Source organism: Exiguobacterium sp. LL15, assembly GCF_024436095.1.
Taxonomy (GTDB): domain Bacteria; phylum Bacillota; class Bacilli; order Exiguobacteriales; family Exiguobacteriaceae; genus Exiguobacterium_A; species Exiguobacterium_A indicum.
In genome coordinates this window covers 1,727,534-1,750,089 of sequence record NZ_JANFNX010000001.1, presented here as the reverse complement: position 1 = coordinate 1,750,089, position 22,556 = coordinate 1,727,534, and the positions used below count along the sequence as shown (strand labels likewise).

Below are 22,556 nucleotides of genomic sequence, written 5' to 3'. Positions count from 1 at the left end.
GTGTACAAAGATGAAGTTGACGACGGAACAGTTACGAAGCGCGCTCATCAAAGCAGCGGAAAAGATTGAACAGCACAAGGATGAATTGACGGACCTTGACCGGGAAATCGGTGACGGGGACCACGGGATCAATATGTCACGTGGCTTCCAAGCAGTCCAAAAGACGTTAGAAGAACACGGCGAGTATGAGGACTTAGGAGCTTTGTCGAAAGAGGTCGGGATGACGCTGATCAAGACGGTCGGTGGGGCATCCGGTCCTTTGTACGGCACGGCATTCGTTAAGTTCGCTGGTGCGTTCAAAGGGAAAACGGAAGTCGAAGGTGCAGAACTCGCGGATGCTTTCCATGAAGCGACGGAAGGCATCAAATCGCGTGGGAAATCGGAATTCGGTCAAAAGACGATGGTCGATATCTGGACACCGTTCCAAGAGGCGCTCTCGCAAGAAGAGGATTTGAAAGCGGCAATCGATCAAGCGCTTGCTGATACGAAAGCGCGTATCGCAACGAAAGGGCGTGCGTCTTATTTCGGTGAAGCGACGGAAGGCGTCCAGGACCCAGGTAGTCTATCAAGTGCGTTGTTACTTGGCGAAATCGCGGAGGTGCTTCATGGTTAATCTTGTACTCGTTTCCCATAGTGAAAAGCTTGCGACTGGACTAAAGGAACTGTTGGCAGAGATGGCACCGGATACGCCAGTCTTAATAGCAGCAGGTCTTGAGGACGGTAGCATTGGAACGGACGCGACGCGAATCGAAGAAACACTAAATACACTGGACGATGATGGAGTCGTTTTAACGGATATCGGTTCTGCGACGATGAACACGGAACTGGCCCTTGAACTATATAGTGGCGAACGGACGGTTCGGTTTATCGACGCACCACTCGTCGAAGGTGCGTTTTTAGCGGCAGTCTTAAGCGGACAGTCGAAATCCGTTGATGAGATTGAAGACGGATTGAAAAAAGAGTTCGGTAAATAATTGGTGAAGCCCTCGATACTGAAGACAAAGTGCAATTGTTCTCTAATGAGAAGGATTGCGCTTTTTTGTTCGCTTCGAATCGTTTTCCTGGGACAAGCATCGCGCCGCTTCGCTTCGCTGCAGGGTCGCTCTTGCTTGTTTTTCCCTAGGAAGCGATGTCGAGTGAACAAAACGCTTCTCTGATCTTTCTTCCGAGTATAAAAAAAGATGCGTCACACGCCACTCCTACAGGAACAAGCGCATATTTACGCTGTCAGAGACAAATAAGACCCGCTTTCCTGCTTGAATGAAGCAGGAAAACTGACTGGTGTCTCGCCTGAGGAAAGGGCGTGAAAAAACGCATCATTTTTTGGAGTCAGCCCTTTTGTCTACAGTCTGAGCTCTCTTTGCAATAAAGCGAAGAGTGGTTTTTTATTTGGATATCAAAAACCCGGTCCCTCTGCAAAAGGAACCGGGTCAATTGTTTTATTTTGATGGTTTGAAGACCATTGTCGCTTCCACCGCTTTTTGCCATCCAGCATAGCGTTGCTCACGATCGTCTTCTTTCATCTCTGGTTTGAACTGGTGATCCAGCTTCCATTGTTGTTTGATTTCCGCTTTATCTTTCCAGTAACCAACAGCTAATCCAGCAAGGTAAGCTGCACCGAGTGCTGTCGTTTCGTTAATTTGCGGACGATCGACAGGAACGCCGAGAATGTCCGATTGGAACTGCATCAAGAAGTTGTTGGCTACTGCACCACCGTCGACACGGAGTGTCTTCAGTTCGATCCCAGAATCTTGTTCCATCGCTGTTAACACGTCGCGTGTTTGGTAAGCGAGTGATTCAAGCGTTGCCCGAACGAAATGCTCTTTATCTGTTCCGCGTGTTAACCCGAAGATTGCGCCACGAACATCTGAATCCCAGTACGGCGCACCGAGACCAACGAAGGCAGGAACGACATAAACACCGTCTGTTGAGTCAACTTTCGTTGCGTAACCTTCTGAATCTTTCGCATTTTTCAGCATCCGGAGTCCATCACGGAGCCACTGGATCGCAGAACCGGCGACGAAAATCGAACCTTCCAGCGCATATTCCACTTTTCCATCGACGCCCCAAGCGATCGTCGTCAAGAGTCCATGATCAGAAGAAACAGCTTTCTCACCTGTGTTCATGAGCATGAAGCAACCTGTTCCGTATGTGTTTTTCCCTTCACCTGCTTCGAAGCACGTTTGACCGAAGAGTGCTGCTTGTTGGTCACCCGCAATACCAGCGATTGGCACTTCGTAACCGAAGAAGTGATACGGTACCGTTTTGTCGTAGACTTCACTCGACTGACGAACCTCTGGCAACATCGAAGCAGGAACACCGAGGATATCGAGTAACTCTTCATCCCATTTTTGTTCGTAGATGTTATACATCAATGTTCGTGAAGCGTTCGTGTAGTCCGTGATGTGCGTTTTTCCACCAGACAGTTTCCAAACGAGCCACGTATCGATCGTACCGAAGAGCAATTCACCGTTTTCCGCTTGCTCCCGCGCACCTTCGACATTATCAAGGATCCATTTGACTTTCGTTCCAGAGAAGTAGGCATCAATCAGAAGTCCTGTTTTATCGCGGAACTTCTGGTTCAAACCTTGTTCTTTTAAATCGTCACAGATACCAGACGTTTGACGCGATTGCCAAACGAGTGCGTGATAGACCGGTTTACCTGTTTCTTTGTTCCAGACGACCGTCGTTTCGCGTTGGTTCGTAATGCCGATTCCGGCGATTTGCTCAGGTTTGATATCTGCTGTTCCGAGTGCTTCGGCCATGACGGCAAGAATCGAACCCCAGATTTCGTTTGCATCATGCTCGACCCAGCCTGGTTGTGGGAAGTACTGTTTGAATTCCCGTTGTGCCGAATTGACGATTTTCCCATCGTGATCGAAGATGATCGCACGTGAGCTTGTCGTACCTTGGTCGAGTGCTAGGATATACTTGTTTTCCATTTCGAAATCCCCCTTGAGCGGTATGTGTTAGTGAGACGTGATCTTAGTAGATCAATTGATAGATGAACACGGCAATCGCTCCACCGATGATTGGACCAACGACAGGAATCCATGAATAGCCCCAGTCAGATGAACCTTTATTCGGAATCGGTAGGATAGCGTGCGCGATACGCGGTCCAAGGTCACGAGCCGGGTTGATGGCATACCCTGTTGTACCACCGAGCGAGAGACCGATGACGACGACGAGTAAACCGACGATGAGTGGTTTTAAGCCGTCTCCGAACGTCGTTAAACCAAGTGCCAAGATACCGAAGACGAGAACGAATGTCCCGATGATCTCAGAAATCAAGTTCGACGGCGTATGACGAATCGCTGGACCTGTTGCGAACACACCGAGTTTTGCGGCTTGATCATCAGTCGCTTCAAAATGTTTCATGTAATGAAGCCAAACGAGAATGGCGCCGATGAAAGCTCCGACAAGTTGTCCGGCAATGTAGATCGGAACGTCTGCCCACGGTAGGTCAGAGTTCAAAGCAAGTGCAATCGTCAATGCGGGGTTCAAGTGTGCTCCGCTTTCAGCAGCGACGAATGCTGCTGTCATGACGGCAAGACCCCAAGCGAACGTGATGACGATCCATCCGCTGTTTTCCGATTTCGTCTTTTTCAAGACGACACCGGCGACGACTCCATCCCCGAGCAGGATGAGGATCATCGTACCGATCATTTCTAGTACAAAGTTATTCATGCAAAAACCCTCCCTTTGGATTAAAGCAGATAATGGCCTTTCTACTTTAAATTACTCCGATTTGAGAACGTTTTCAATACATATAATTGAAATATAGGAATGGAAATTTTTTATTTTGATGTTTAAAGATACGAAAAAGTGGATAAGAAAACACCTCTTCCTGCCTGCAAGCAAGCAAAAGAGGTGTTACCGACGACGTTTTTTTCTTTTTTTAGGTCGAAACCAACTGCTGGAATAATCTAGTAGGATATGAATCGTACTCGCCACCATGATGCCAACGATGAATGCAGGCAAGGAAGCAAACCACGAATCAATCGTAGCAGAATCAAGAACCTGAAAATATAGACTTATAAATAGTAGGGGAATCAGAATCGCAGCACTATAAAGAAGCCGAATGATGTCTCCGATGATCAGTCCATGCGACCAGATCGATCGGTGAGGCATGATCTTGACATACGGCATCCAAAGAACTCGAAATGGTCCAAAGCGATAATACGGTTCTGACTTTAAATCGAGGTCGGGTGACAACCAAAGGGTACCGACAGCGATACCGATGGCAGTCGGTAACCAATCGGTTTGTTGCGTTGCGACCGAATACGCAACGTAACCCGTCAGTGCGACGGTATTGACGGTATCATGTACATTTCCTGATGGCATGAAAAAAGACCAGTCGTAACTGGTCCCTCCGTCAATGAATCGTCCGATACACGCCGATTACCTTACCAAGAATGGAGACATTATCGAAATACATCGGATCCATCGAGTCATTTTCTGGTTGTAGACGTACCTGTTGATCTTCTAAGAAGAACCGTTTCACCGTCGCTTCGCTATCTTCGGTCATAGCTACGACGATTTCTCCGTTTTCTGCTGTGTTTTGTTGGCGCACGATGACACGATCGCCGTCAAGAATACCTGCGTTAATCATCGATTCACCATCGATCGTCAACATGAAGACCGTCTCGTTCCCTACATAATGTGCAGGGAGTGGGAACTGTTCTTCGATGTTTTCAATCGCTGTAATCGGAAGACCTGCTGTGACTTTCCCGATGACGGGAACATGGACGATGGCTTCCGTGATTTCTTCAGGCTTATCAAGCAATATCTCAATCGCACGTGGTTTCGTCGGGTCACGGCGAATCATTCCCCGTTTCTCGAGTCGATCCAAATGACCGTGTACCGTCGAGCTAGACGCGAGTCCGACTGCTTCTCCGATTTCACGAACTGATGGTGGATACCCCTTCAGTTTCACTTCAGAGACGATGTAGTCGAGAATCTCTTGTTGGCGCTTAGACATTTTCCGCATACGAATTGCCACCTCTTTCTGGATTGAAGTTTGAAATGTAAGAATATATGTTTCTAGATTCACTATAACATAGAACAAATGAGCGTACAAACAATTGTTCGACATTTTGTGTTGACCGAACACGGGTTCTGTGTTTATTATGAGTTATGCGAACAATTGTTCCGCGAACGTTTATTCTAACTCATTCATTTCATATTTGGAGGGATTCATGATGATTCATACGATTCGTACTCATGCTTTTTCAATTCTCTTCTATGCATTAAGTATTGCCTTCGTGATCTTTTTACTCACACCGCGCCCGGATGAAAAAGTGGCGCAACTAATGACTGCTTCCGTTACGGTCGATGAGAACGCTACAGTTGAACAAATCGCTGAAGTCTACAATGACGGTTCGATGTCAGATGAAGAATACGTCAACTGGTTGATTAAAAATAATGATGTCGAGACAAAACACGTCATCTCAAAAAGCAAAATCGTTGTACCAATCGCACAACAATGACAAAATGGAAAAGTTGTGAAAGAACGAACAGGGATGTGAGGTACGATGAAGGTCGTGATTTATTGTCGGGTGTCGACCGAAAAAGAAGCACAAGATAGTTCGATTGAACGCCAACGGATGGAACTTTCGAAGGTCGCGTCTCAAAAGGGTTTTGATGTCGTGGATGTCGTCTCTGAAAAAGAGAGTGGATATGACGTCGATCGGGAAGGGATGCTGACGGTTCTTGATCATGTGACACGTGATGCGGTAGATGCGGTCCTCGTAACGGATGACACACGGATTGGTCGAGGGAATGCGAAAATCGCTATTTTGCACACGTTTAAGAAGCACGGTGTTCGGTTGATGACACTTGATTCCGATGGAGAATACCAACTTGCTGATGCAGAAGCGATGGTCCTTGAGATCGTCTCACTCGTGGAAGAATATCAACGTAAACTGCATAATGCAAAAATCGCGCGCGGCATGCGGCGAGCGGTCGAACAAGGCTTTCGCCCGGAACGAAATCTGAATCGCCAAGGAGAGAACGCCGGGCGTAGCCGAAAGGACGTACCGATCGAAGAAATCGTACGTCTTCGAGAGCTCGGACTGACGTTTTCAGATATCGCCATTACGCTTCGCGGGATGGGACATGATATTTCAAAGGCAACGGTCAATCGTCGATACCTTGAATACCGCGAATTGACGCCTAGCCCGGAATGAGAAGCAAGTAACCCGTCGACTGACGCGGTTAACTTGCTTTTTTTAGTAAGCTCTTTTACAGTAAGAATACAATTGAACTACTCAAGTTTGAGTCGTACAGAAAGAGGGATTCCATGTTATCACAAGAACAATTAGATCGAATCAACGCATTAGCGAATAAATCAAAAGTCGAGCCGTTATCAGAAGCAGAAGCGGCAGAGCAAAAAGAGTTACGTGCAGCGTATCTCGCAGCATTCCGTGGATCGTTCAAAAACCAACTCATGGGCATGAAGATTGTTGATGAAGAAGGTACGGACGTAACACCAGAGAAATTAAAACAAGCACAAGAAGAAGAACGGAATAAACAATAATCGTTTGTTTCTTCTATAGAAGAAAGAGGTTCGCGTTAAGCGGACCTCTTTTTTGTTTAGCGCTGTTAGATGAGGAAACATTGCACGATAGCAATACATCTTAATAACGATCTTTCATCAATTCATGCATCCTGTATGAGTCGATAGAACGGCTATAGATAGCGCATTCATTTTAATGTGACATACTATTTAGAAAAGTTGTATCACATTTAAGAGTGTGCTAAAATGAGTAGGAATTTGTGAAAAAGAGAGAGGATGATTGTTTTGACGAACATGACGACAGTAGAACAATTAGCAATTAATACGATTCGTACCTTATCGATTGATGCCGTACAAAAGGCGAACTCGGGTCACCCAGGTATGCCAATGGGAGCAGCGCCGATGGCATTCTCGCTTTGGGCGGATCATATGAACCACAACCCTAAAAATCCAGAATGGTTCAACCGCGACCGTTTTGTACTTTCAGCCGGACACGGTTCGATGCTTCTCTACTCACTCCTCCACCTATCGGGATATGATCTATCAATGGATGATCTTAAATCATTCCGTCAATGGGGATCAAAAACACCAGGTCACCCGGAATACCGTCACACGGCTGGTGTAGATGCGACGACAGGTCCACTTGGTCAAGGGATTGCAATGGCAGTTGGTATGGCGATGGCAGAACGTCATCTTGAAGCAAAATACAACCGTGACGATCTCAACGTCGTCGATCACTTCACATACGGAATTTGTGGAGATGGAGACTTAATGGAAGGTGTCTCAGCTGAAGCGGCTTCACTCGCAGGTCACCTTGGTCTTGGTAAATTGGTCGTATTGTATGATTCAAACGATATCTCACTTGATGGCGATCTCGATAAATCATTCTCTGAAAACGTCCAGAAGCGCTTCGAAGCGTACAACTGGCAAGTCATTCGCGTAGAAGACGGAACGGATATCGATTCGATTTCGAAAGCAATCGCGGCGGCGCAAGCAGAGACGACAAAACCAACATTGATCGAAGTCAAGACAGTCATCGGCTTCGGTTCACCGAACAAATCAGGGAAATCGGCTTCTCACGGTGCACCACTCGGTGAAGCGGAAATCAAATTGACGAAAGCTAGCTACATTTGGGATCACGAAGAGTTCTACGTCCCTGAAGAAGTCAAATCATTGTTCGACGAGCGGATCGTCCAACGTGGTGCTTCTGCGGAAGACGCATGGAACGAAACGATGAAACAATACGAAGCAGCTCATCCAGAATTGCATGCGGAACTCGTTCGCGCGATCGCAAACGAATTGCCAAGCAACTGGGAAGCAGATCTTCCGACGTACGACTTGTCATCGAAAAAAGCGACACGTCAAACGAGTGGTGAAGTCTTGAACGGTCTTGCGAAGAACGTTCCGACATTGTTCGGTGGTTCAGCTGACCTTGCAGGATCGAACAACACGATGCTCAAAGGCGAAGCAGACTTCGATATCGACCCAAGCGGTCGTAACATCTGGTTCGGTGTACGTGAATTCGCAATGGCTGCGGCTGTCAACGGTATGGCACTTCACGGCGGCGTCATTCCTTACGGTGCGACATTCTTCGTCTTCTCGGATTACCTCCGTCCAGCTGTTCGTTTAGCAGCATTAATGGGGCTTCCATCAATCTTCGTCTTGACGCACGACTCGATCGCTGTCGGGGAAGATGGTCCAACACACGAGCCAGTCGAGCACTTGATGAGCTTCCGTGCAATGCCGAACGTCACGATCTACCGTCCAGCAGACGGAAAAGAGACGATCGCAGCATGGAAAACAGCGGTTCAAGCGAAAGACAAACCAACACTTCTCGTCTTGACACGTCAAGGTCTTCCTGAACTTGAAGGCACGACGACAGAGGGCGCTGAAAAAGGTGGTTATGTCATCGCTGGTGACGTCACGAAAGCTGATACGCTCTTGCTCGGTACGGGTTCAGAAGTGCACCTTCTTGTCGAAGCACAAAAAGAACTTGGTGAATCAGCAGCTGTCGTTTCGCTTCCATCATGGGAAGTATTCGAAGCACAGTCAGCAGAGTATAAAGAATCAGTTCTTCCAAAACACATCACGAAACGTGTTGCGATCGAAGCAGGCGCTTCGCTCGGTTGGTACAAATATGTAGGAACAGAAGGACAAGTCATCGGAATCGATCGTTTCGGTGCATCTGCGCCTGGAGACTTCCTCTTGAAAGAATACGGCATGTCTGTTGAGAACGTTTTAGCGACAGTCAAACAACTCGGATAATCTTTTCCGGAAAAACGGGTCCGATCTTACGTCGGGCTCGTTTTTCATCTATTATCATCTATGCAAACAATTGGAATTATAGTATAGTAAAAAGCGACGTTTTAAGTTAGAGGAGGAAGCAACTTGGCTACATGGATTTGGATTTTAATTGCCCTTCTTTGCTTGGTAGCAGGTGTCGCCCTTGGTTTCTATATCGCTCGTCGATACATGATGAACTACTTGGAGCAAAACCCACCAATCAACGAAGATATGATTAAGACATTGATGATGCAAATGGGTCAAAAGCCATCACAAAAGAAAGTCAACCAAGTGATGCGTTCAATGAGTGGTTCAATGAAATCACCTAAAAAATAAGCTGTACGAAAGGGGACTAAATGGTCTCCTTTTTATTTGCTATTTTTTAGAAAGAGAACTAATCTAAAATGTGAGACTATTTCAAATAATCATAGGATTTAAAAAAGGGGGGAGACTTGAATGGGAGTCTTCAGGAAACTCGGTTGGTTTTTCCGGCGAGAATGGAAAGCGTATAGTCTTGGGGTCGTCAGTTTGATTTTTGTAGCGGCGTTAGAGTTGATTCCGCCAAAAATCATCGGGACGACGGTCAACGGTCTGAGTGAGGGAAGCTTGACGAAAGATGATTTGATTCGTCTCGCAGGTACGTTGTTGCTCATCGGGGTCGCGACATATATCATTCGTTATTTTTGGCGCTTTTATATCTTTGGAGCATCGATTCGTCTCGGTCGATTATTGCGCAGCCAACTGTATGGACATTTTTCAGATTTGGATCAATCGTTCTATAAGAAATATCGGAGCGGGGACTTGATGGCGCATGCGACGAACGACGTACAGGCGGTATCGATGACAGCAGGTGCCGGTATTCTCACGCTCGTCGACTCGGTGACGATGGGGAGCTTTGTCATCATCACGATGGTCACGACGATCAGTTGGAAATTGACGCTCGTATCACTTCTACCGATGCCGCTGATGGTCTACTTGACGTCACGCTACGGGAAAATGTTACATTCGCGTTTTCACGACGCGCAGGAAGCATTCTCCGATTTGAATGACAAGGTCGCGGAAAGTATTAGTGGTGTCCGCGTCTTAAAAGCAACAGGGGAAGTGGAATCTGACGTGCAGACGTTTACGGATCTATCGGATGACGTCGTCCAAAAGAACCGTCGTGTCGCAAAAATCGATGCATTATTTGATCCGACGATTTTTGGATTAGTCGGTCTATCGTACATCATCGCTGTCGGATATGGTGCATATCTGTTACAACAAGGTGAAATCCGAATTGGTGACATCGTCTCATTCACTACATATCTTGGTTTATTGACATGGCCAATGCTTGCCTTCGGTTGGTTGTTCAACATTGTCGAACGTGGTCGTGCTTCCTACGATCGGATCGAGCGAATGCTTGCGATCGAACCGGAAATTAAAGATGCGAAAGAAGCAGCAACAAGTGTTTCCTCACCTGAACTCCACGTTGGGATTGAGCGTTTCATCTATGATACGCAACCGGTCTTACAAGACATCGATGTGACGTTGAAGCCCGGTAAATCGCTCGGAATCGTCGGGAAGACAGGTGCTGGGAAATCGACGTTCGTTCGCTTATTGTCTCGCGAATACGACGTCAAACAAGGCGCCATCACGATTGGTGGACGAGACATCAAACAATTGACGCGTGACACCGTCCGTCGTCAAGTGGCGATCGTTCCACAGGATCATTTCTTATTCTCCGCGTCGATTGCTGATAATATTGCCTTTGCAAAACCGGATGCATCAATGGAAGACATCATGGAAGCAGCTCGGATCGCAGCGGTTCATGATGATATTCTTGGATTTAAGGAAGGGTATGCGACGATGGTCGGGGAGCGTGGGGTGACGTTATCCGGCGGTCAAAAACAACGGATCTCGATTGCCCGGGCATTACTAGCAGACTGTCCGATTTTAGTGCTCGATGATGCCTTATCTGCGGTTGATGCCAAAACTGAGGAAGCGATCATCCACCACTTCCGCACGGCGGATCACGATCAGGCACAAATCATCGTTGCTCATCGCCTGTCGGCTGTGTCACATACCGATGAGATCATCGTCCTTGAAGACGGTCGGATCATCGAGCGAGGCACACATGAGCAGTTACTCGCTCATGACGGTTGGTATAAAGAGACGTACGATCGTCAGCAACTAGAATCACTCGTCGAACAAGGAGGGCGTTCTAATGAATCATGATATCAATGAAAAAGCCGTCCTGAAACGATTACTTGATTTCGTCAAACCGTTCAAAAAGCAGGTCAGCATCGCCTTCATCCTGCTGTTCATTACGACAGCGGCAAAACTCGGGGGACCGTATCTCGTCAAGATTTTCATTGATGAATACGTCGCACCGGGTACATATCCCGTACAGGAAGTCGCACTTTTGTTTACAGCGTACTTGTTACTGCATACGACAGGGATCATCGTCGATTACTTACAGGCGTTCGAATTCCAAAAGATTGCCTTGCAAGTCATTCAACGCTTACGGATTGATGTGTTCCGGCACGTCATGCACTTACGGCTTGCCTATTTTGACCGGACGCCTGCTGGAGTGCTCGTGTCCCGGATCACGAACGATACGGAAGCGATCAAGGAGCTCTACATCGGTGTCCTGTCGACATTCGTGCAAAGCGGCGTTCAGTTGATTGGAACATATATCTTCCTCTATCTGCTAGAGCCGCGACTCGCGACGATTGCGTTACTATTGTTACCGCTGTTTTATTTCATCATTTGGATTTACCGGAAGTATTCGACGAAGTATTACGCGGAAGTCCGCGATTTACTATCGAAAATCAATGCCCAACTGAACGAATCCATCAACGGGATGGCAATCATCCAACAATTCCGCCAAGAAAAACGCTTAATGGCAGAGTTCGAGGAGACGAACGTCGCCCACCAAAATGGACGTTATAAGAACTTGAAGCTCGATAGTTGGTTACTGCGACCCATCATTGAATTGTTACTGGCGGTTTCGATCGCAACACTCGTAACATATTTCGGTGTCCTATCGTTCTCGCAAACGGTCCAAGTCGGTGTCGTCTATGCCTTCATCAGCTACATGGAGCGGATTTTCCAACCGGTTCAGCAAATCATGCAACGGTTGTCCGAGTTCCAACAAGCTGTCGTCTCAGCAGACCGTGTGTTCAAGGTCCTCGATACGGATGAGCCGGAACCAACGAAACAACTCGAAGGAGATGCACGAGTATCGGAAGGACATATCGTCTTTGAAGACGTGCGCTTTAGTTATGACGGAGAGAAAGATGTCTTGAAAGGAATTTCGTTCGAGGCGAAAAAAGGACAGACGATTGCCCTCGTTGGTCATACGGGAAGTGGAAAAAGTTCAATCATCAATATCTTGATGCGCTTTTACGCATACCAATCGGGTCGGATTTTGATCGATGGTCAACCGCTTGAGCAGTTATCAGAAGAAGAACTACGACAGCATGTCGGACTCGTGTTGCAGGATTCATTCTTGTTCACGGGAACGGTCGCGGACAACATTCGATTATTCGATAGTTCGATTTCCTTTGATCGTGTCGAAGCAGCTGCTAAATTCGTACAAGCGGACGGATTCATCAATCAACTGGATCATCAATATGACAGTCCCGTTGCGGAACGGGGGGCGACGTTCTCAGCTGGGGAACGTCAGTTAATCTCCTTCGCACGCACGATGGCGCGGGATCCGAAAATCCTGATCCTTGATGAAGCGACGAGTTCGATCGATACGGAGACAGAGGAGAAAGTGCAAGTCGCACTTGAACGGATGCGTCAAGGGCGGACGACGATTGCTATTGCCCACCGTCTATCGACAATTCAAGATGCAGATTTGATTCTTGTATTGCATCAAGGGGAAGTGATCGAGCAAGGAAATCACCAAGAATTGATCGCACAAGATGGTCTGTATAAGAAGATGTATCAGTTGCAATCCGGTCATGTCACGGTTTCTTAAAAAAATAGACAAAAAAAGCCTGCCAGGCGATCTCGCCCGGCAGGTTGTTTGTTTTGATTAGTAGACTGTAACTGTAACGTTTTGGCGTCCCCAGTTGAGTGCTTCTTGTTGTGAACCAACGAGAAGGTCAAGTTTGTTACCTTGGATTGCGCCACCACGGTCGAGTACGATTGCTTCACCAATGCCTTCGATGTGCATACGTGTACCGATTGGGTATTGTGAAGAAGCTGCTACGATACGCATACCATTGTACGTGATCGTATTTGTAACGTCATAACCGCTTGCTGTCAACGCACGACCGTTGTAGAGTTGGCTACCGTTGTTAGATGGGTCGTTCGTGTAAGCACTGACGTTCATCGTCACTTTCGTACCTGATTTTGCAGGTGTTGATTGTTTTGTTGCAGTAGCTGGTTTAGCTGCTGCTTTTGGTGCTGGCTTCGCAGCAGGTTGTGCTTTTGCTGCTGGTGCTTTCGATACGCCAGCGAGTGAAGTATAGTCGCTGTGTACGTAGCGCGTTTTACCATCGATTGTTGTTTTGATCCATGCACCAACTTTACCTTCTACGTTGACTTTTTCGCCTTTGTAGAGGTTACCGACATCTTTCGAGCTTGTCGTTGGTTGTGTGCGGACGTTTAGTACTGCCGTAGTAACTGTCGCTTTTTTAAAGTCGAATGAGCCTGCTGCAGACGTATACGCACCATGGACATAACGTTTTTGACCGTTAACTGTTGTTTTGATCCATGCGCCAGAACGTCCTTCGACATTTAATGTTTGACCTTTATATACATTGCCTACGTCTGCTGATGCAGTTGTAGGTGCTGTGCGTACGTTGAGTACTGGTGTATTTACTGTTACCGTTTCTGAGGCAGCCTCTGTCTCTTGGGCAAATCCTACTGATAGAGCTGTTGCTGCAAGACCGGCAGCGAAAACTGCTTTTTTCATTATTGATGTCCTCCTGACATATGCTGTGTTTACTGTTCCTACTTTACACGGCAAATCTGACCTGTGCGTTTACAGGTCAATGTCATTCGAGTTACAAACCGAGCTTTTGTGACAACAAGATTGCAAAAGGACGGTTTTTGTCATCGATAGGACATACTGATTATGAGAAACGGACGTTTATAGGTATTTTGGCTTACTGAATATAAAAAATTCGCACAATTCAACAGAAAAAAGCCTTAAAGATAGAAAGTGTTGAATCCTTCTATCGTCTGATGATGAAAAAGTGAAACGGATGATACGTAGATCAATACTTGACGATCGTCGTCACGCCGAACGCTGTCAGGTAAGAACGATGATACAATTCCTGCATCCAATCGTTAGCGGAGAGCTGAAACGTGCCGTGAATCGTTTGGTACGTTCGCTGGCGAATATTGATTTCGATTGGCTCTAGTAGCGGAGTGGACGGTAGATGGTCATGCATGCTGTCATTTTGATTTTCGATATAGAGCAGCTCGAGGACATCTCCTTCTTCCATATAACGCTGTAGATAAATCATGAACTCCCACTGATCGGCACCTTCGATCGTATACAAGTAATGCATCGTGAATCGACCGCGCTTCAATGAGACATATTCAAGCGGCTCGACCTCATGTACGTATAGTTGAGGGAGATCGTCAGGTATATAGAGGGAACGAGAACTAGCAATGAGTGTAAGAGCGGACGTCAAGCACCTCATCAGAAATAAGAAGCCATAAAAAAGTCAGCATTCACACTCGAATGCTGACCAAATCGTGCATTAAGATAAGAGCGGTTCGTTCGAACCGTGAATGGTGTAGTTTTGGACTGTCCGTGAATATTCTAAAAGCAGAACATCAAGTTCATGGCTAAGTTGTAGAACACGCGGGGAGGTGAAGCTGGACTGGTCAGCTTGATGATATAGTTCGCTACGTTTGGCTTCGATGGCTAACGTCAATAGTTGTTGTGTCGTCATAGCAGTCTCCCTTACATTGGTGTCGTATCCATATTCTAGCAAGTCCATTTACGAGGTGCAATGAGATTTCAGTAAAATCGATGAAATGTAATTTTTTTGTAATTTTGGCGGACACGAATCTTTTGCAACTTTCTGTGAGATAATAGGTGCTAAATGCAGAGGAGTTTGGCAAAATAGAGGAGGAACTTCTTCTATAGTAGTAAAGAAAGGGGATGCTCATATGGAGCTCTCATTATGGTTAGCGTTTGGAGCAGGATTATTATCTTTCGTCTCTCCATGTACGCTACCACTGTATCCTGTGTTTCTCTCATACATCACAGGCGTGTCGGTAACGGATTTAAAAGAACGGGGCGTACGAGAAAAGCGATCCTTGTTTCATACGTTAGCGTTCCTCGTTGGTTTTGCGATGGTGTTCGTTGTGCTCGGTTTATCGACATCGTTATTCGCAGATGTTTTTATCACATATCGCGATACGTTACGGATGGTTGGGGCACTCGTCATCTTCGTGTTTGGGATTGTTCTCGTCGGATTATGGCAACCAACATTCTTGATGCGTGAAAAGAAACTGAATCTCGGGGAACGAAAAGGAGGATACGTCGGGACGGTACTCGTCGGAATCGGTTTTGCAGCCGGTTGGACACCGTGTACAGGTCCGATTCTCGCAGGAGTCATCGGATTAGCTGCGACCAATCCGAGTCAAGGCATGTTCTACATGCTCGCGTATGTCCTTGGCTTCTCGATTCCGTTCTTATTGATGGCGTTCTTCGTCGGTCGTTCGCGCTTGTTCGTGCAGTATAGTCTGAAATTAACGAAATTCGGGGGAGCCTTGATGATGGTGTTCGGAGTCATGCTGTATTTTGATGGCTTGAGTAAATTCGCAGCATGGATGAGTGACATCGTCGGATTCACTGGATTTTAATCAAGGAAGTGATCGGATGATTTGGATATCAACTGGGGTAGCGCTCGTCATGGGATTGCTGATCAGCTTCATTCGTGTGAAGGCATCAGCAAAACCGACGAATGCTAAAAAAATCTTGATCCCGCCCTTTGCGATGTCGACGGGGATGCTACAGTTTTTATACCCAGCATCCCGTCTGACATGGACGGAAGTGGCAGAAGCATTGCTCATTGGAGCCATCTTCAGCATCTTTTTGATCAAGACATCCAATTTTTATGAAGCAGAAGGGCAGATTTATTTGCAACGTTCGAAAGCATTTTTCATCGTCTTATTCGGTATCTTATTCATTCGGACGGTTGCGAAGTTCTTCATCGGCGGGCAGATTGACATTTTCGAAACGGGCGGCATTTTTTATCTCGTCGCTTTTGGAATGATCGTCCCTTGGCGCTTCGCGATGTATTTGAAATACAAACGAGTCAAGTCGGGCACCGTGCCGGTCGCGCACTTACCTCACTAAAAAAACCGCTGAAGGCGACTTCGGCGGTTTTTCGTGCATCCTTCAATTTTGGAAGTATAATGCGTAGTCTCGCCAGTCGATGGCGTGCTCCGTTAGTGCTTTTTTCAAGAATTTATGATCGCGTTTCGGTGTCGCAGAAATATATCCTTTGACGACCAGTTCGGATGTCATCTCTGTCGCCCGTTCTTCAAGTGCGAACTGTCCGATCCGCCCGGCAATCTTGCGGCGTGCGACATCACGAAATGCCGATGGAACCGGCATGACGAGAGCGTTCAACAATTCCATCGTCTCATCCGTCCAAAGGTGTCGTGTTTGGTCGATGTACTCATCTTCCCAGTCCATCATCGATTTACCGTCTTCTTTCGGTAACTTCTTGAGGAACTTCCGGAACATGAAAAACCCGCCAATTGCCATGAGTGTGATCATGATAAAGCCCCAGAGCAGAATCCCGTTCATGAACCATTCCATGCGCGACTCATCCCCCTTTCACATCAAATATAGATTAGCATAAATCAGGTGGACGTGCTATGATGAATGACGGAGAAAGTGAGGCGAAAGAATGCTGCAACCATACGTACAATTGGACGAGACCGGACAGCCCCGTAAAGGTGTTTTACCTGAAACAGCGGACGGTCGGATCGTTGAATTCTATTATGATACGAAGGGTGAAGAGATCACGGTCATCTTCGTCACCGTTCCGGCAGAAGATGCGAGCCGGAAGCGTGCGTTTACGGTCGGGAAAACGTTCAAGACGGTTTCGACACTCGAAGACTTCACGTTACTTCACTATGAATGGGCAAATGACCAGATTTTTGCGACACTTGAGATGTTCGCGGATGGGTCGAAACGTCAAATCGACGCTTCGAGATTGCTCGACTATTAAAAAAGAAGGAGATGCGGATTGCCGCGTCTCCTTCTTTTGATATTCAAGAAATATGAAGTCGGATGACCTCGTCATGCAGTTCCACCTGACCACCAATCGGGAACGTGAACAAAGGACTCGTATGTCCGAAGTCGACATTCGCAAGAACCGGTACGTGCTCTAGGAATGGATAGAGTGAGATCAGATATCGCAGATGCTCTTCCGTCATCTTCGTTGTGAGTTGGAAGCGTCCAAAGACGATCCCACGAATCGTTTCCGCACCTGGTTGTGCCATCAAAGAGGCGAAATCACGGGCGAACGTCGCTGGATGGACTTCGTAATCATCTTCAAGGAATAAAATCGTATCCCGTAAATCAGGGAAGTGCGGTGTGCCTTGCAGGAGATTTAACGTACAAAGATTCCCACCGAGCAGTCGACCGCTTGCTTGCCCATTGGATAAAAGAATCGGTCCTTTGTTTGGTAACGTAATGACGTGTCCGCGATCGGTATCACGCCAATGCACCGAAGGCTTGATCGTAACGGGATCCGTTCCAAACAACACTTGCTTGAAGTAATCGATCGTATAGGCGTCGCGATCACGGAAAGCCCGTAACATTGGTCCCGAGTACGTCACTAAGCCGGTATTCGTTAGAATGGCGTGACTGAGTGCTGTGATATCGGAGAAGCCACAAAGGATTTTCGGATGTGTCCGAATCAATTCGTAGTCAAGTAAGTCGACAAGTTCATTCGTACTGAACCCACCGCGAACGCACAGAATCGCATCAACACTCGGATCAGCGAACGCGGCATGGAGGTCTGCGACGCGTAACTCAGGATCACTGGAACCGAACGGATTGACGGCACGCGCATGTTGACTGATCGAGACACGTAATCCGAGCGATTCGAGCGTTTGGATCGCACCATCGATGATCTTCATCTCGACCGTTGAGAGGCTAGAAGCGGGTGCGATTAAGCGGACATGAGAACCATCCGTCAACTTCTTTGGCGTTAACGTCGGCAGGTGGGCAGCGATGATCTCTAAACGATTACCGAATGGATCGGTTGTGAAGAAACGACGACGTGGCGCAAGGCGTGTGTCATGCTCAACCGGATAACCGGCAGCTTGAAGAGAATCGCTCAAGGCTTCGAACGCAGCGACGGTTAATCCAGGATGCGCTTTTTTAGCAGGGGAGAAGGGATCCTCGATGCCGAGATGAAGTGCTGCACCATGTTCTTCGAACCAGACACCACCACTGGCTTGAACACCAGTCGGTTTTTCGACTTCCTTCATATGTAAAAGCCCGGCATAAAATGCACGGGCGCGATCTTCTTCGTTTTTCGGCATAGCGAGCTGGACATGATCTAACATGAAGACACTTCCTTTACGAATTAGATTCAGGCAACGAACTGAGTGATCCGTTTCAGTTCACGTTCGACGAGGTTCAAGTAGAAGACACCTTCGATCCGGCGATCGAGAGATTGTGCGATCTCATAGAGATTCGTCCGAAGCGCTGCGAGATACGACGCTTCCTCACCAAGAGATTGACGATGGGCGAACGCATAGTGAGCGAGTAAGAACTGAAGATACCCACGATCAGTCAAGAATGGAATCAATTGTTTTTTCTCTTCCATCGACCAGGTATAGTTCGTATCGTAATACATCTTCGCATATAGGTGGTACGGCTCGTCGCCACCTGTGAACAAGGTTTCGCCACGTTTAACTTCTTCGATCAAGCGTTCACTCCAATCGAAGCGTTCTTTTTTGCGACTAAGGAACAACGGTAGGATGTATGGATGTGCCTGATCCGGCATCCGTGAACAACCCCGTTCATGCCGAAGTGCTGCATAAAGTAACAAGGCACGATCTTCGAAGCCACGTTCGATCGCATACGTCATCCGGCTAAATGCTTCGCAGGATGGGCAATCACTAAGTTCGTCACTTGGCGCGTCAACCCATTCCGATAGATAATGATCGGCTTGTTCCTCGTCACCGAGTTTGCTGTAGACCATGAAGCTGATATAGTCGCGCGTCCGAATAAAGCCATGCGCGTCACAGAAATCGATGAAGCGATCGAGATCTTCTTCGAGAAGCGAGACCGTCACGTCTTCTTGTTCTGCCATATAGATCAAGTAGGACTTGTAGTTCCAGTACAAATCAAGTTCTTGTTTTGGAGTCAGTGTCATCTCATCTTTTCGGATCCATTCCATCAAGAGCGTGAAGGACACAAGAAACGATCGGAAGTGTCCTAAATCAAATTGATTTTGTGAAAATGTCCATAAGGAGAGGAAGCGGAGTGAATCATCAGCTGTTTCCTCAAAGATGGCCCATAAGGCCTCACCGCGTGCAACGGAGGGTTCTTCTTCCTTTAAACGAAGATATAAGAGATGGAGTTCTTCTTGAGGGTTCATCTGTACCCCTCCTTTCTTATATAAGTATACCACGAGCGTTTTGAGAAATCGCAATTGAGCGAGGACGGAATAAAAAAAGATTCCGAACCCGCTCAATCGCGGTTCGGAATCATTTCAAGTATTTGTGGATGAGTTTCAGCTGTCGGATGTAGCAAATCATGTACTGTGTAACCATTGAGTACTTGATGGAACGCCGCAATGGCATCATCGAAAGCATCACGTGCTGGATTGAGCGAAGGAATCTCGTGAATGCCTTCTTGCGGATCGAGAAAATGAACGGTTGGTTCAAACAGTTGTACGACGTCACCGATATGAATTGCATCCGGAGGGCTCGCTAATCGAAAACCACCTCCACGACCACGGACAGATTCAATCAGACCACTCTGTCCTAAACGATAGACTACTTTCATCAAATGATTCTTAGAAATGTCGTAACAATCCGCTACTTCCTGGATTCGGACTAAACGATCGGGATGAGCTGCTGCGAACAGCAGGGACCGAATCGCGTAATCCGTATAACGTGTCATGCGCATTTTCATCACCTACTTAACACACATACTAGGGGGGGACGCAAGCATTTACAACTTTCAATGTGCAAAAAATAAGATGCATTTTAGAGATTGTTTTTGAGAGTGGATTCACGCATAATGGACGGTGAAAGGTAGGTTAAATTATGCATTTCGATCAGGCATTACACCTTTTGCAACAGCTCGGTCCATCGATGGAGCAAAAGGGATTGCGGATCGCGACGCGCTTCTATGACTCGCTCGAGGCGACGTACGAAGAAGAATTGCGCGCGCTTCGAGAAGCGGGGGCTCAGGACGGAACTCGTGCCTTACGGATTTTACGCCTGAGTCAATTATTGAATCAGATTACAAACCAGCATGAATCGAGTGAACTGTTTAAATTGATTTTACTGAATGAAATCGATCAGACGAAATCGTTTCTGTTGACGTACCCGGACATCATCAGTCGTGAAATTCTTCAAGCTATTCAAATCGAATATGACCTTAAAGAAGATGCACCTTTACTTCAAGCATGGGCAATTGTTCACCATCAACTCGTCGATACGTGTCGGCATTTTTGTAAATACCGTCATGCTGAAAACTGGCGTCAACAAGATATTTTGTTGATTGCAGAAGAGCATCATCTTGGAGCCGTCATCGACGAAGCTCGGCATGCACTCCTTAGTGGTCGAAAGACGACGTTACTTCACATTTCAGCTGAAACACTAGCAGAGCAGATGCTAGCGAATGTCGTATCCCTGACGACGAAAGGAATGGTCCTTCATCAAATCCAGCAAACTGGCTGGGAGCTACAGATGCACGAGTTCCTGACGATGATTACAGCAAATGATCCGATCGTCTTCGTCAGTGGATCGACGAATTTCATTGATGAAATTCAGCAACGACTCGATCCGTTACCGGTCCTGTTCGGTCCGTTCGTAGCGGCAAATCAATTACCATCTTAACGAGAAAAGCGACGTGTAACGCTCTGACTGAAGTCGGGGCGCTACACATCGCTTTTTTAGCTTTAAGCAGATTTCGTTAATCGTTTCGCGCGCTGAATCGAACGGTCGAGTGCAAGATAGACGCCACCCGACACACAACAGAGCAGTCCGATAAATGCTAGGGCAAAGTCACCTTTTCCTGAATCGAGGAACAACGATCCGAGAAGCGGTGCGGTGACGCCGCCAATCAACCACTGGAGACTCGCAGCACCATTGTACGTTCCGCGGAGGTGTTCTGGGGCGATCAAAGCGATGAACGTCATCTGGACAGGTGACATGATCATCTCACCAAGCGTATAGAACGCATAAGTCGCAAGCAATACCGTTACGAGCACGACATAACTCGTTCCGAGTGAGAACAGGTAGGACGGCACGAACGCGAGGAAAATCATACCGATGCCGAAAATCGATGCCCCGAGCAACATGACTTTTCCGAATGCTTTGCCGGACAAGCGAGCAGCAATCGGGAACTGGAACAAGACGACCATGATTCCGTTCAGAGCCATCAGATAAGGGAACGGATTTTGTTTCGTTGGTAATCCCGGTAGTGCTTCCTTCAAGAAGACCGGTAACATACTCTCGACGAGGGCAAATCCCATCGAGATGAAGACACCCGCCCCGATGAAGATTAAAAAGACATGATCCTTCCGCAATACAGTGAGCGGTGATACTTTGACTTCGTCCGTCTTTTCGATATACTCCGGTTTCGTTTCTTCGATGAAGAAGTAGAGAACGAGTCCGTACAGGAAAAAGACGAAAGCGGCAGAGTAGAAGATGAGTGAACGGTCAACGAACAGGACGGCACTTCCGAGAAGTGGACCGAATGCGGCCCCGACGTTATGCCCCATCCGGAGCAGACCGAACGATTCGTTCAGGCGTTCTGGTGGTGTGACGTCAGCGACCATCGCGCTTGCTGCTGGATGGAACAGTGAACTGGATAAACCGAGTAGCGCGTTCAACGCGAGAAGCGGTCCGAATGAATCAGCGAACGAAAAACCGATTAAAGCAATGACGTCACCGATGATCGAGAGGACCATCAGTGGTTTTCGACCGAATTTATCGGCGAAGTGACCACCGAGAACGGCGCCGACGAGCGACATGATCGGTCCGGTCGCCATGATGACACCGACCAAGAAGTAGGAATCGAGTCGATCCGCATAATAAAGAACTAAAAATGGTGCAATCATGAACATCATGATCCCCGTGATCGTTTCCCCGACGAACCGGATCCAGATGTTGCGATCAAGCTGTTTGAGTGCGTTAAACATAGTAAAAACCCCTTATATTCCGTTTTTAGACAATAGAAAAGACGGATACGCACAAATATGGGCATACCCGTCCTAATATAAGAGGGCAGCATGTACGTATACGCATACGCACACCCTGCTTAATTAAAAATTAAACGATTGGGTGACGTACAGTTGTAGCCGATACAAAGACAGTGTGGACAGATGTCCGGGCTTGATGGAATACCATTGTACGTCTCCTCCTTCTGTAATAGTGAACTTCCTAGTCATCGTAAAGAAGATCGTGATGAATTGTCAACATTTAATCTGAAAATTAAGTCAATGAAGTGAAATGGACGAGACCTTGAAAATTCGGTATGATAGACTAGTTGCGAAAAAGATTGATCGGACTTTTGAATATATCGGTGAAAGGA

At 47.1% G+C, this 22,556-nt stretch carries 25 protein-coding genes; 13 read left to right on the top strand and 12 right to left on the bottom strand.

The features are described 5' to 3' along the window. Positions 1 to 10 precede the first annotated feature (10 nt). Together dhaL and dhaM are read left to right on the top strand one after the other, a co-directional pair. Positions 11 to 613: a dihydroxyacetone kinase subunit DhaL gene (gene dhaL, locus NOM72_RS09190; protein ID WP_255998987.1), complete on the top strand. Its 603-nt coding sequence runs from the start codon at positions 11 to 13 to the stop codon at positions 611 to 613. After that, positions 606 to 974: a dihydroxyacetone kinase phosphoryl donor subunit DhaM gene (dhaM, locus tag NOM72_RS09185; protein WP_255998986.1), complete on the top strand. Its 369-nt coding sequence runs from the start codon at positions 606 to 608 to the stop codon at positions 972 to 974. Before dhaL ends, dhaM begins: the two co-directional genes overlap by 8 nt. 465 nt (positions 975 to 1,439) lie before the next feature. Here the strand turns inward: dhaM and glpK are convergent, their stop codons facing one another. The 4 genes from glpK to lexA form a co-directional block, all read right to left on the bottom strand. After that, positions 1,440 to 2,942 carry a glycerol kinase GlpK gene (gene glpK, locus NOM72_RS09180; protein ID WP_023467767.1) on the bottom strand — a complete coding sequence of 501 codons (1,503 nt, stop codon included), beginning with the start codon at positions 2,940 to 2,942 and terminating at the stop codon, positions 1,440 to 1,442. 43 nt (positions 2,943 to 2,985) lie between these two features. Beyond that, a complete protein-coding gene (locus tag NOM72_RS09175) occupies positions 2,986 to 3,687 on the bottom strand; it encodes an MIP/aquaporin family protein (protein ID WP_023467768.1) in 702 nt (233 codons plus the stop codon). Positions 3,688 to 3,873: 186 nt separating this feature from the next. Then, the gene (locus tag NOM72_RS09170) at positions 3,874 to 4,344 is read right to left on the bottom strand and encodes a metal-binding protein (protein WP_023467769.1); all 471 of its coding nucleotides are present in this window, start codon (positions 4,342 to 4,344) and stop codon (positions 3,874 to 3,876) included. A gap of 31 nt (positions 4,345 to 4,375) precedes the next feature. Beyond that, positions 4,376 to 4,990: a transcriptional repressor LexA gene (gene lexA, locus NOM72_RS09165; RefSeq protein ID WP_023467770.1), complete on the bottom strand. Its 615-nt coding sequence runs from the start codon at positions 4,988 to 4,990 to the stop codon at positions 4,376 to 4,378. 211 nt (positions 4,991 to 5,201) lie between these two features. Here lexA and yneA point away from each other — a divergent pair, with 211 nt between their 5' ends. The 7 genes from yneA (at position 5,202) to NOM72_RS09130 (ending at position 12,767) form a co-directional block, all read left to right on the top strand. Further along, complete coding sequence (gene yneA, locus NOM72_RS09160; RefSeq protein ID WP_023467771.1) at positions 5,202 to 5,489, top strand: cell division suppressor protein YneA; 288 nt, start codon at positions 5,202 to 5,204, stop codon at positions 5,487 to 5,489. Positions 5,490 to 5,534: 45 nt separating this feature from the next. Next, positions 5,535 to 6,188, top strand: a complete 654-nt coding sequence (locus NOM72_RS09155) for a YneB family resolvase-like protein (RefSeq protein ID WP_029341251.1) — start codon at positions 5,535 to 5,537, stop codon at positions 6,186 to 6,188. Positions 6,189 to 6,301: 113 nt separating this feature from the next. Continuing rightward, on the top strand, positions 6,302 to 6,538 hold the full coding sequence (locus NOM72_RS09150) for a DUF896 domain-containing protein (protein ID WP_023467773.1): 237 nt from the start codon (positions 6,302 to 6,304) through the stop codon (positions 6,536 to 6,538). Between the two features lie 273 nt (positions 6,539 to 6,811). Continuing rightward, the gene (gene tkt / locus NOM72_RS09145; RefSeq protein WP_241492332.1) at positions 6,812 to 8,782 is read left to right on the top strand and encodes a transketolase; all 1,971 of its coding nucleotides are present in this window, start codon (positions 6,812 to 6,814) and stop codon (positions 8,780 to 8,782) included. A 123-nt stretch (positions 8,783 to 8,905) separates the two neighbouring features. Next, positions 8,906 to 9,136 (top strand): YneF family protein, encoded by a 231-nt coding sequence (locus NOM72_RS09140; RefSeq protein WP_012370001.1) that lies wholly within the window; start codon positions 8,906 to 8,908, stop codon positions 9,134 to 9,136. A 120-nt stretch (positions 9,137 to 9,256) separates the two neighbouring features. Next, a complete protein-coding gene (locus NOM72_RS09135; protein WP_023467775.1) occupies positions 9,257 to 11,014 on the top strand; it encodes an ABC transporter transmembrane domain-containing protein in 1,758 nt (585 codons plus the stop codon). Further along, the gene (locus NOM72_RS09130; RefSeq protein ID WP_023467776.1) at positions 11,004 to 12,767 is read left to right on the top strand and encodes an ABC transporter ATP-binding protein; all 1,764 of its coding nucleotides are present in this window, start codon (positions 11,004 to 11,006) and stop codon (positions 12,765 to 12,767) included. Before NOM72_RS09135 ends, NOM72_RS09130 begins: the two co-directional genes overlap by 11 nt. A gap of 57 nt (positions 12,768 to 12,824) precedes the next feature. Here the strand turns inward: NOM72_RS09130 and NOM72_RS09125 are convergent, their stop codons facing one another. From NOM72_RS09125 to NOM72_RS09115, 3 genes are all read right to left on the bottom strand, one after another. Continuing rightward, positions 12,825 to 13,709, bottom strand: coding sequence for an SH3 domain-containing protein (locus NOM72_RS09125; protein ID WP_023467777.1), 885 nt, complete (start codon positions 13,707 to 13,709; stop codon positions 12,825 to 12,827). Positions 13,710 to 14,013: 304 nt separating this feature from the next. Further along, positions 14,014 to 14,445: a hypothetical protein gene (locus NOM72_RS09120; RefSeq protein WP_255998977.1), complete on the bottom strand. Its 432-nt coding sequence runs from the start codon at positions 14,443 to 14,445 to the stop codon at positions 14,014 to 14,016. Positions 14,446 to 14,505: 60 nt separating this feature from the next. Next, positions 14,506 to 14,700 (bottom strand): aspartyl-phosphate phosphatase Spo0E family protein, encoded by a 195-nt coding sequence (locus NOM72_RS09115; protein WP_023467779.1) that lies wholly within the window; start codon positions 14,698 to 14,700, stop codon positions 14,506 to 14,508. Between the two features lie 220 nt (positions 14,701 to 14,920). On the opposite strand from NOM72_RS09115, the gene NOM72_RS09110 reads away from it, so the two are divergent. Then, on the top strand, positions 14,921 to 15,619 hold the full coding sequence (locus NOM72_RS09110; RefSeq protein WP_023467780.1) for a cytochrome c biogenesis CcdA family protein: 699 nt from the start codon (positions 14,921 to 14,923) through the stop codon (positions 15,617 to 15,619). Positions 15,620 to 15,635: 16 nt separating this feature from the next. After that, positions 15,636 to 16,115 (top strand): CcdC family protein, encoded by a 480-nt coding sequence (locus NOM72_RS09105; protein ID WP_029341259.1) that lies wholly within the window; start codon positions 15,636 to 15,638, stop codon positions 16,113 to 16,115. 42 nt (positions 16,116 to 16,157) lie between these two features. Here the strand turns inward: NOM72_RS09105 and NOM72_RS09100 are convergent, their stop codons facing one another. Then, entirely contained in the window at positions 16,158 to 16,583 is a 426-nt protein-coding gene (locus tag NOM72_RS09100; RefSeq protein WP_023467782.1) for a DUF2621 family protein, read from the bottom strand. Positions 16,584 to 16,674: 91 nt separating this feature from the next. Here NOM72_RS09100 and NOM72_RS09095 point away from each other — a divergent pair, with 91 nt between their 5' ends. Next, positions 16,675 to 16,998, top strand: a complete 324-nt coding sequence (locus tag NOM72_RS09095) for a hypothetical protein (protein WP_023467783.1) — start codon at positions 16,675 to 16,677, stop codon at positions 16,996 to 16,998. Positions 16,999 to 17,041: 43 nt separating this feature from the next. On the opposite strand, the gene NOM72_RS09090 is transcribed toward NOM72_RS09095, so the two are convergent. The 3 genes from NOM72_RS09090 to NOM72_RS09080 form a co-directional block, all read right to left on the bottom strand. Continuing rightward, complete coding sequence (locus NOM72_RS09090; RefSeq protein ID WP_255998976.1) at positions 17,042 to 18,346, bottom strand: VOC family protein; 1,305 nt, start codon at positions 18,344 to 18,346, stop codon at positions 17,042 to 17,044. Positions 18,347 to 18,372: 26 nt separating this feature from the next. Continuing rightward, on the bottom strand, positions 18,373 to 19,386 hold the full coding sequence (locus tag NOM72_RS09085; RefSeq protein ID WP_023467785.1) for a hypothetical protein: 1,014 nt from the start codon (positions 19,384 to 19,386) through the stop codon (positions 18,373 to 18,375). 92 nt (positions 19,387 to 19,478) lie between these two features. Continuing rightward, positions 19,479 to 19,919 (bottom strand): RrF2 family transcriptional regulator, encoded by a 441-nt coding sequence (locus tag NOM72_RS09080; protein ID WP_023467786.1) that lies wholly within the window; start codon positions 19,917 to 19,919, stop codon positions 19,479 to 19,481. A gap of 140 nt (positions 19,920 to 20,059) precedes the next feature. On the opposite strand from NOM72_RS09080, the gene NOM72_RS09075 reads away from it, so the two are divergent. After that, complete coding sequence (locus NOM72_RS09075) at positions 20,060 to 20,857, top strand: hypothetical protein (protein ID WP_050678331.1); 798 nt, start codon at positions 20,060 to 20,062, stop codon at positions 20,855 to 20,857. A gap of 62 nt (positions 20,858 to 20,919) precedes the next feature. Here NOM72_RS09075 and NOM72_RS09070 read toward each other — a convergent pair whose 3' ends face one another. Beyond that, positions 20,920 to 22,164 (bottom strand): MDR family MFS transporter, encoded by a 1,245-nt coding sequence (locus NOM72_RS09070; RefSeq protein WP_255998975.1) that lies wholly within the window; start codon positions 22,162 to 22,164, stop codon positions 20,920 to 20,922. Between the last annotated feature and the right edge of the window lie 392 nt (positions 22,165 to 22,556).

What these genes read in the sequence shown, in the direction of transcription:
- dhaL (WP_255998987.1), top strand. Translation starts at nt 11, where the DNA reads ATGAAGTTGACGACGGAACAGTTACGAAGCGCGCTCATCAAAGCAGCG.
- dhaM (WP_255998986.1), top strand. Translation starts at nt 606, where the DNA reads ATGGTTAATCTTGTACTCGTTTCCCATAGTGAAAAGCTTGCGACTGGA.
- glpK (WP_023467767.1), bottom strand. Translation starts at nt 2,942, where the DNA reads ATGGAAAACAAGTATATCCTAGCACTCGACCAAGGTACGACAAGCTCA.
- NOM72_RS09175 (WP_023467768.1), bottom strand. Translation starts at nt 3,687, where the DNA reads ATGAATAACTTTGTACTAGAAATGATCGGTACGATGATCCTCATCCTG.
- NOM72_RS09170 (WP_023467769.1), bottom strand. Translation starts at nt 4,344, where the DNA reads ATGCCATCAGGAAATGTACATGATACCGTCAATACCGTCGCACTGACG.
- lexA (WP_023467770.1), bottom strand. Translation starts at nt 4,990, where the DNA reads ATGCGGAAAATGTCTAAGCGCCAACAAGAGATTCTCGACTACATCGTC.
- yneA (WP_023467771.1), top strand. Translation starts at nt 5,202, where the DNA reads ATGATTCATACGATTCGTACTCATGCTTTTTCAATTCTCTTCTATGCA.
- NOM72_RS09155 (WP_029341251.1), top strand. Translation starts at nt 5,535, where the DNA reads ATGAAGGTCGTGATTTATTGTCGGGTGTCGACCGAAAAAGAAGCACAA.
- NOM72_RS09150 (WP_023467773.1), top strand. Translation starts at nt 6,302, where the DNA reads ATGTTATCACAAGAACAATTAGATCGAATCAACGCATTAGCGAATAAA.
- tkt (WP_241492332.1), top strand. Translation starts at nt 6,812, where the DNA reads ATGACGACAGTAGAACAATTAGCAATTAATACGATTCGTACCTTATCG.
- NOM72_RS09135 (WP_023467775.1), top strand. Translation starts at nt 9,257, where the DNA reads ATGGGAGTCTTCAGGAAACTCGGTTGGTTTTTCCGGCGAGAATGGAAA.
- NOM72_RS09130 (WP_023467776.1), top strand. Translation starts at nt 11,004, where the DNA reads ATGAATCATGATATCAATGAAAAAGCCGTCCTGAAACGATTACTTGAT.
- NOM72_RS09125 (WP_023467777.1), bottom strand. Translation starts at nt 13,709, where the DNA reads ATGAAAAAAGCAGTTTTCGCTGCCGGTCTTGCAGCAACAGCTCTATCA.
- NOM72_RS09120 (WP_255998977.1), bottom strand. Translation starts at nt 14,445, where the DNA reads ATGAGGTGCTTGACGTCCGCTCTTACACTCATTGCTAGTTCTCGTTCC.
- NOM72_RS09115 (WP_023467779.1), bottom strand. Translation starts at nt 14,700, where the DNA reads ATGACGACACAACAACTATTGACGTTAGCCATCGAAGCCAAACGTAGC.
- NOM72_RS09110 (WP_023467780.1), top strand. Translation starts at nt 14,921, where the DNA reads ATGGAGCTCTCATTATGGTTAGCGTTTGGAGCAGGATTATTATCTTTC.
- NOM72_RS09105 (WP_029341259.1), top strand. Translation starts at nt 15,636, where the DNA reads ATGATTTGGATATCAACTGGGGTAGCGCTCGTCATGGGATTGCTGATC.
- NOM72_RS09100 (WP_023467782.1), bottom strand. Translation starts at nt 16,583, where the DNA reads ATGGAATGGTTCATGAACGGGATTCTGCTCTGGGGCTTTATCATGATC.
- NOM72_RS09095 (WP_023467783.1), top strand. Translation starts at nt 16,675, where the DNA reads ATGCTGCAACCATACGTACAATTGGACGAGACCGGACAGCCCCGTAAA.
- NOM72_RS09090 (WP_255998976.1), bottom strand. Translation starts at nt 18,346, where the DNA reads ATGTTAGATCATGTCCAGCTCGCTATGCCGAAAAACGAAGAAGATCGC.
- NOM72_RS09085 (WP_023467785.1), bottom strand. Translation starts at nt 19,386, where the DNA reads ATGAACCCTCAAGAAGAACTCCATCTCTTATATCTTCGTTTAAAGGAA.
- NOM72_RS09080 (WP_023467786.1), bottom strand. Translation starts at nt 19,919, where the DNA reads ATGCGCATGACACGTTATACGGATTACGCGATTCGGTCCCTGCTGTTC.
- NOM72_RS09075 (WP_050678331.1), top strand. Translation starts at nt 20,060, where the DNA reads ATGCATTTCGATCAGGCATTACACCTTTTGCAACAGCTCGGTCCATCG.
- NOM72_RS09070 (WP_255998975.1), bottom strand. Translation starts at nt 22,164, where the DNA reads ATGTTTAACGCACTCAAACAGCTTGATCGCAACATCTGGATCCGGTTC.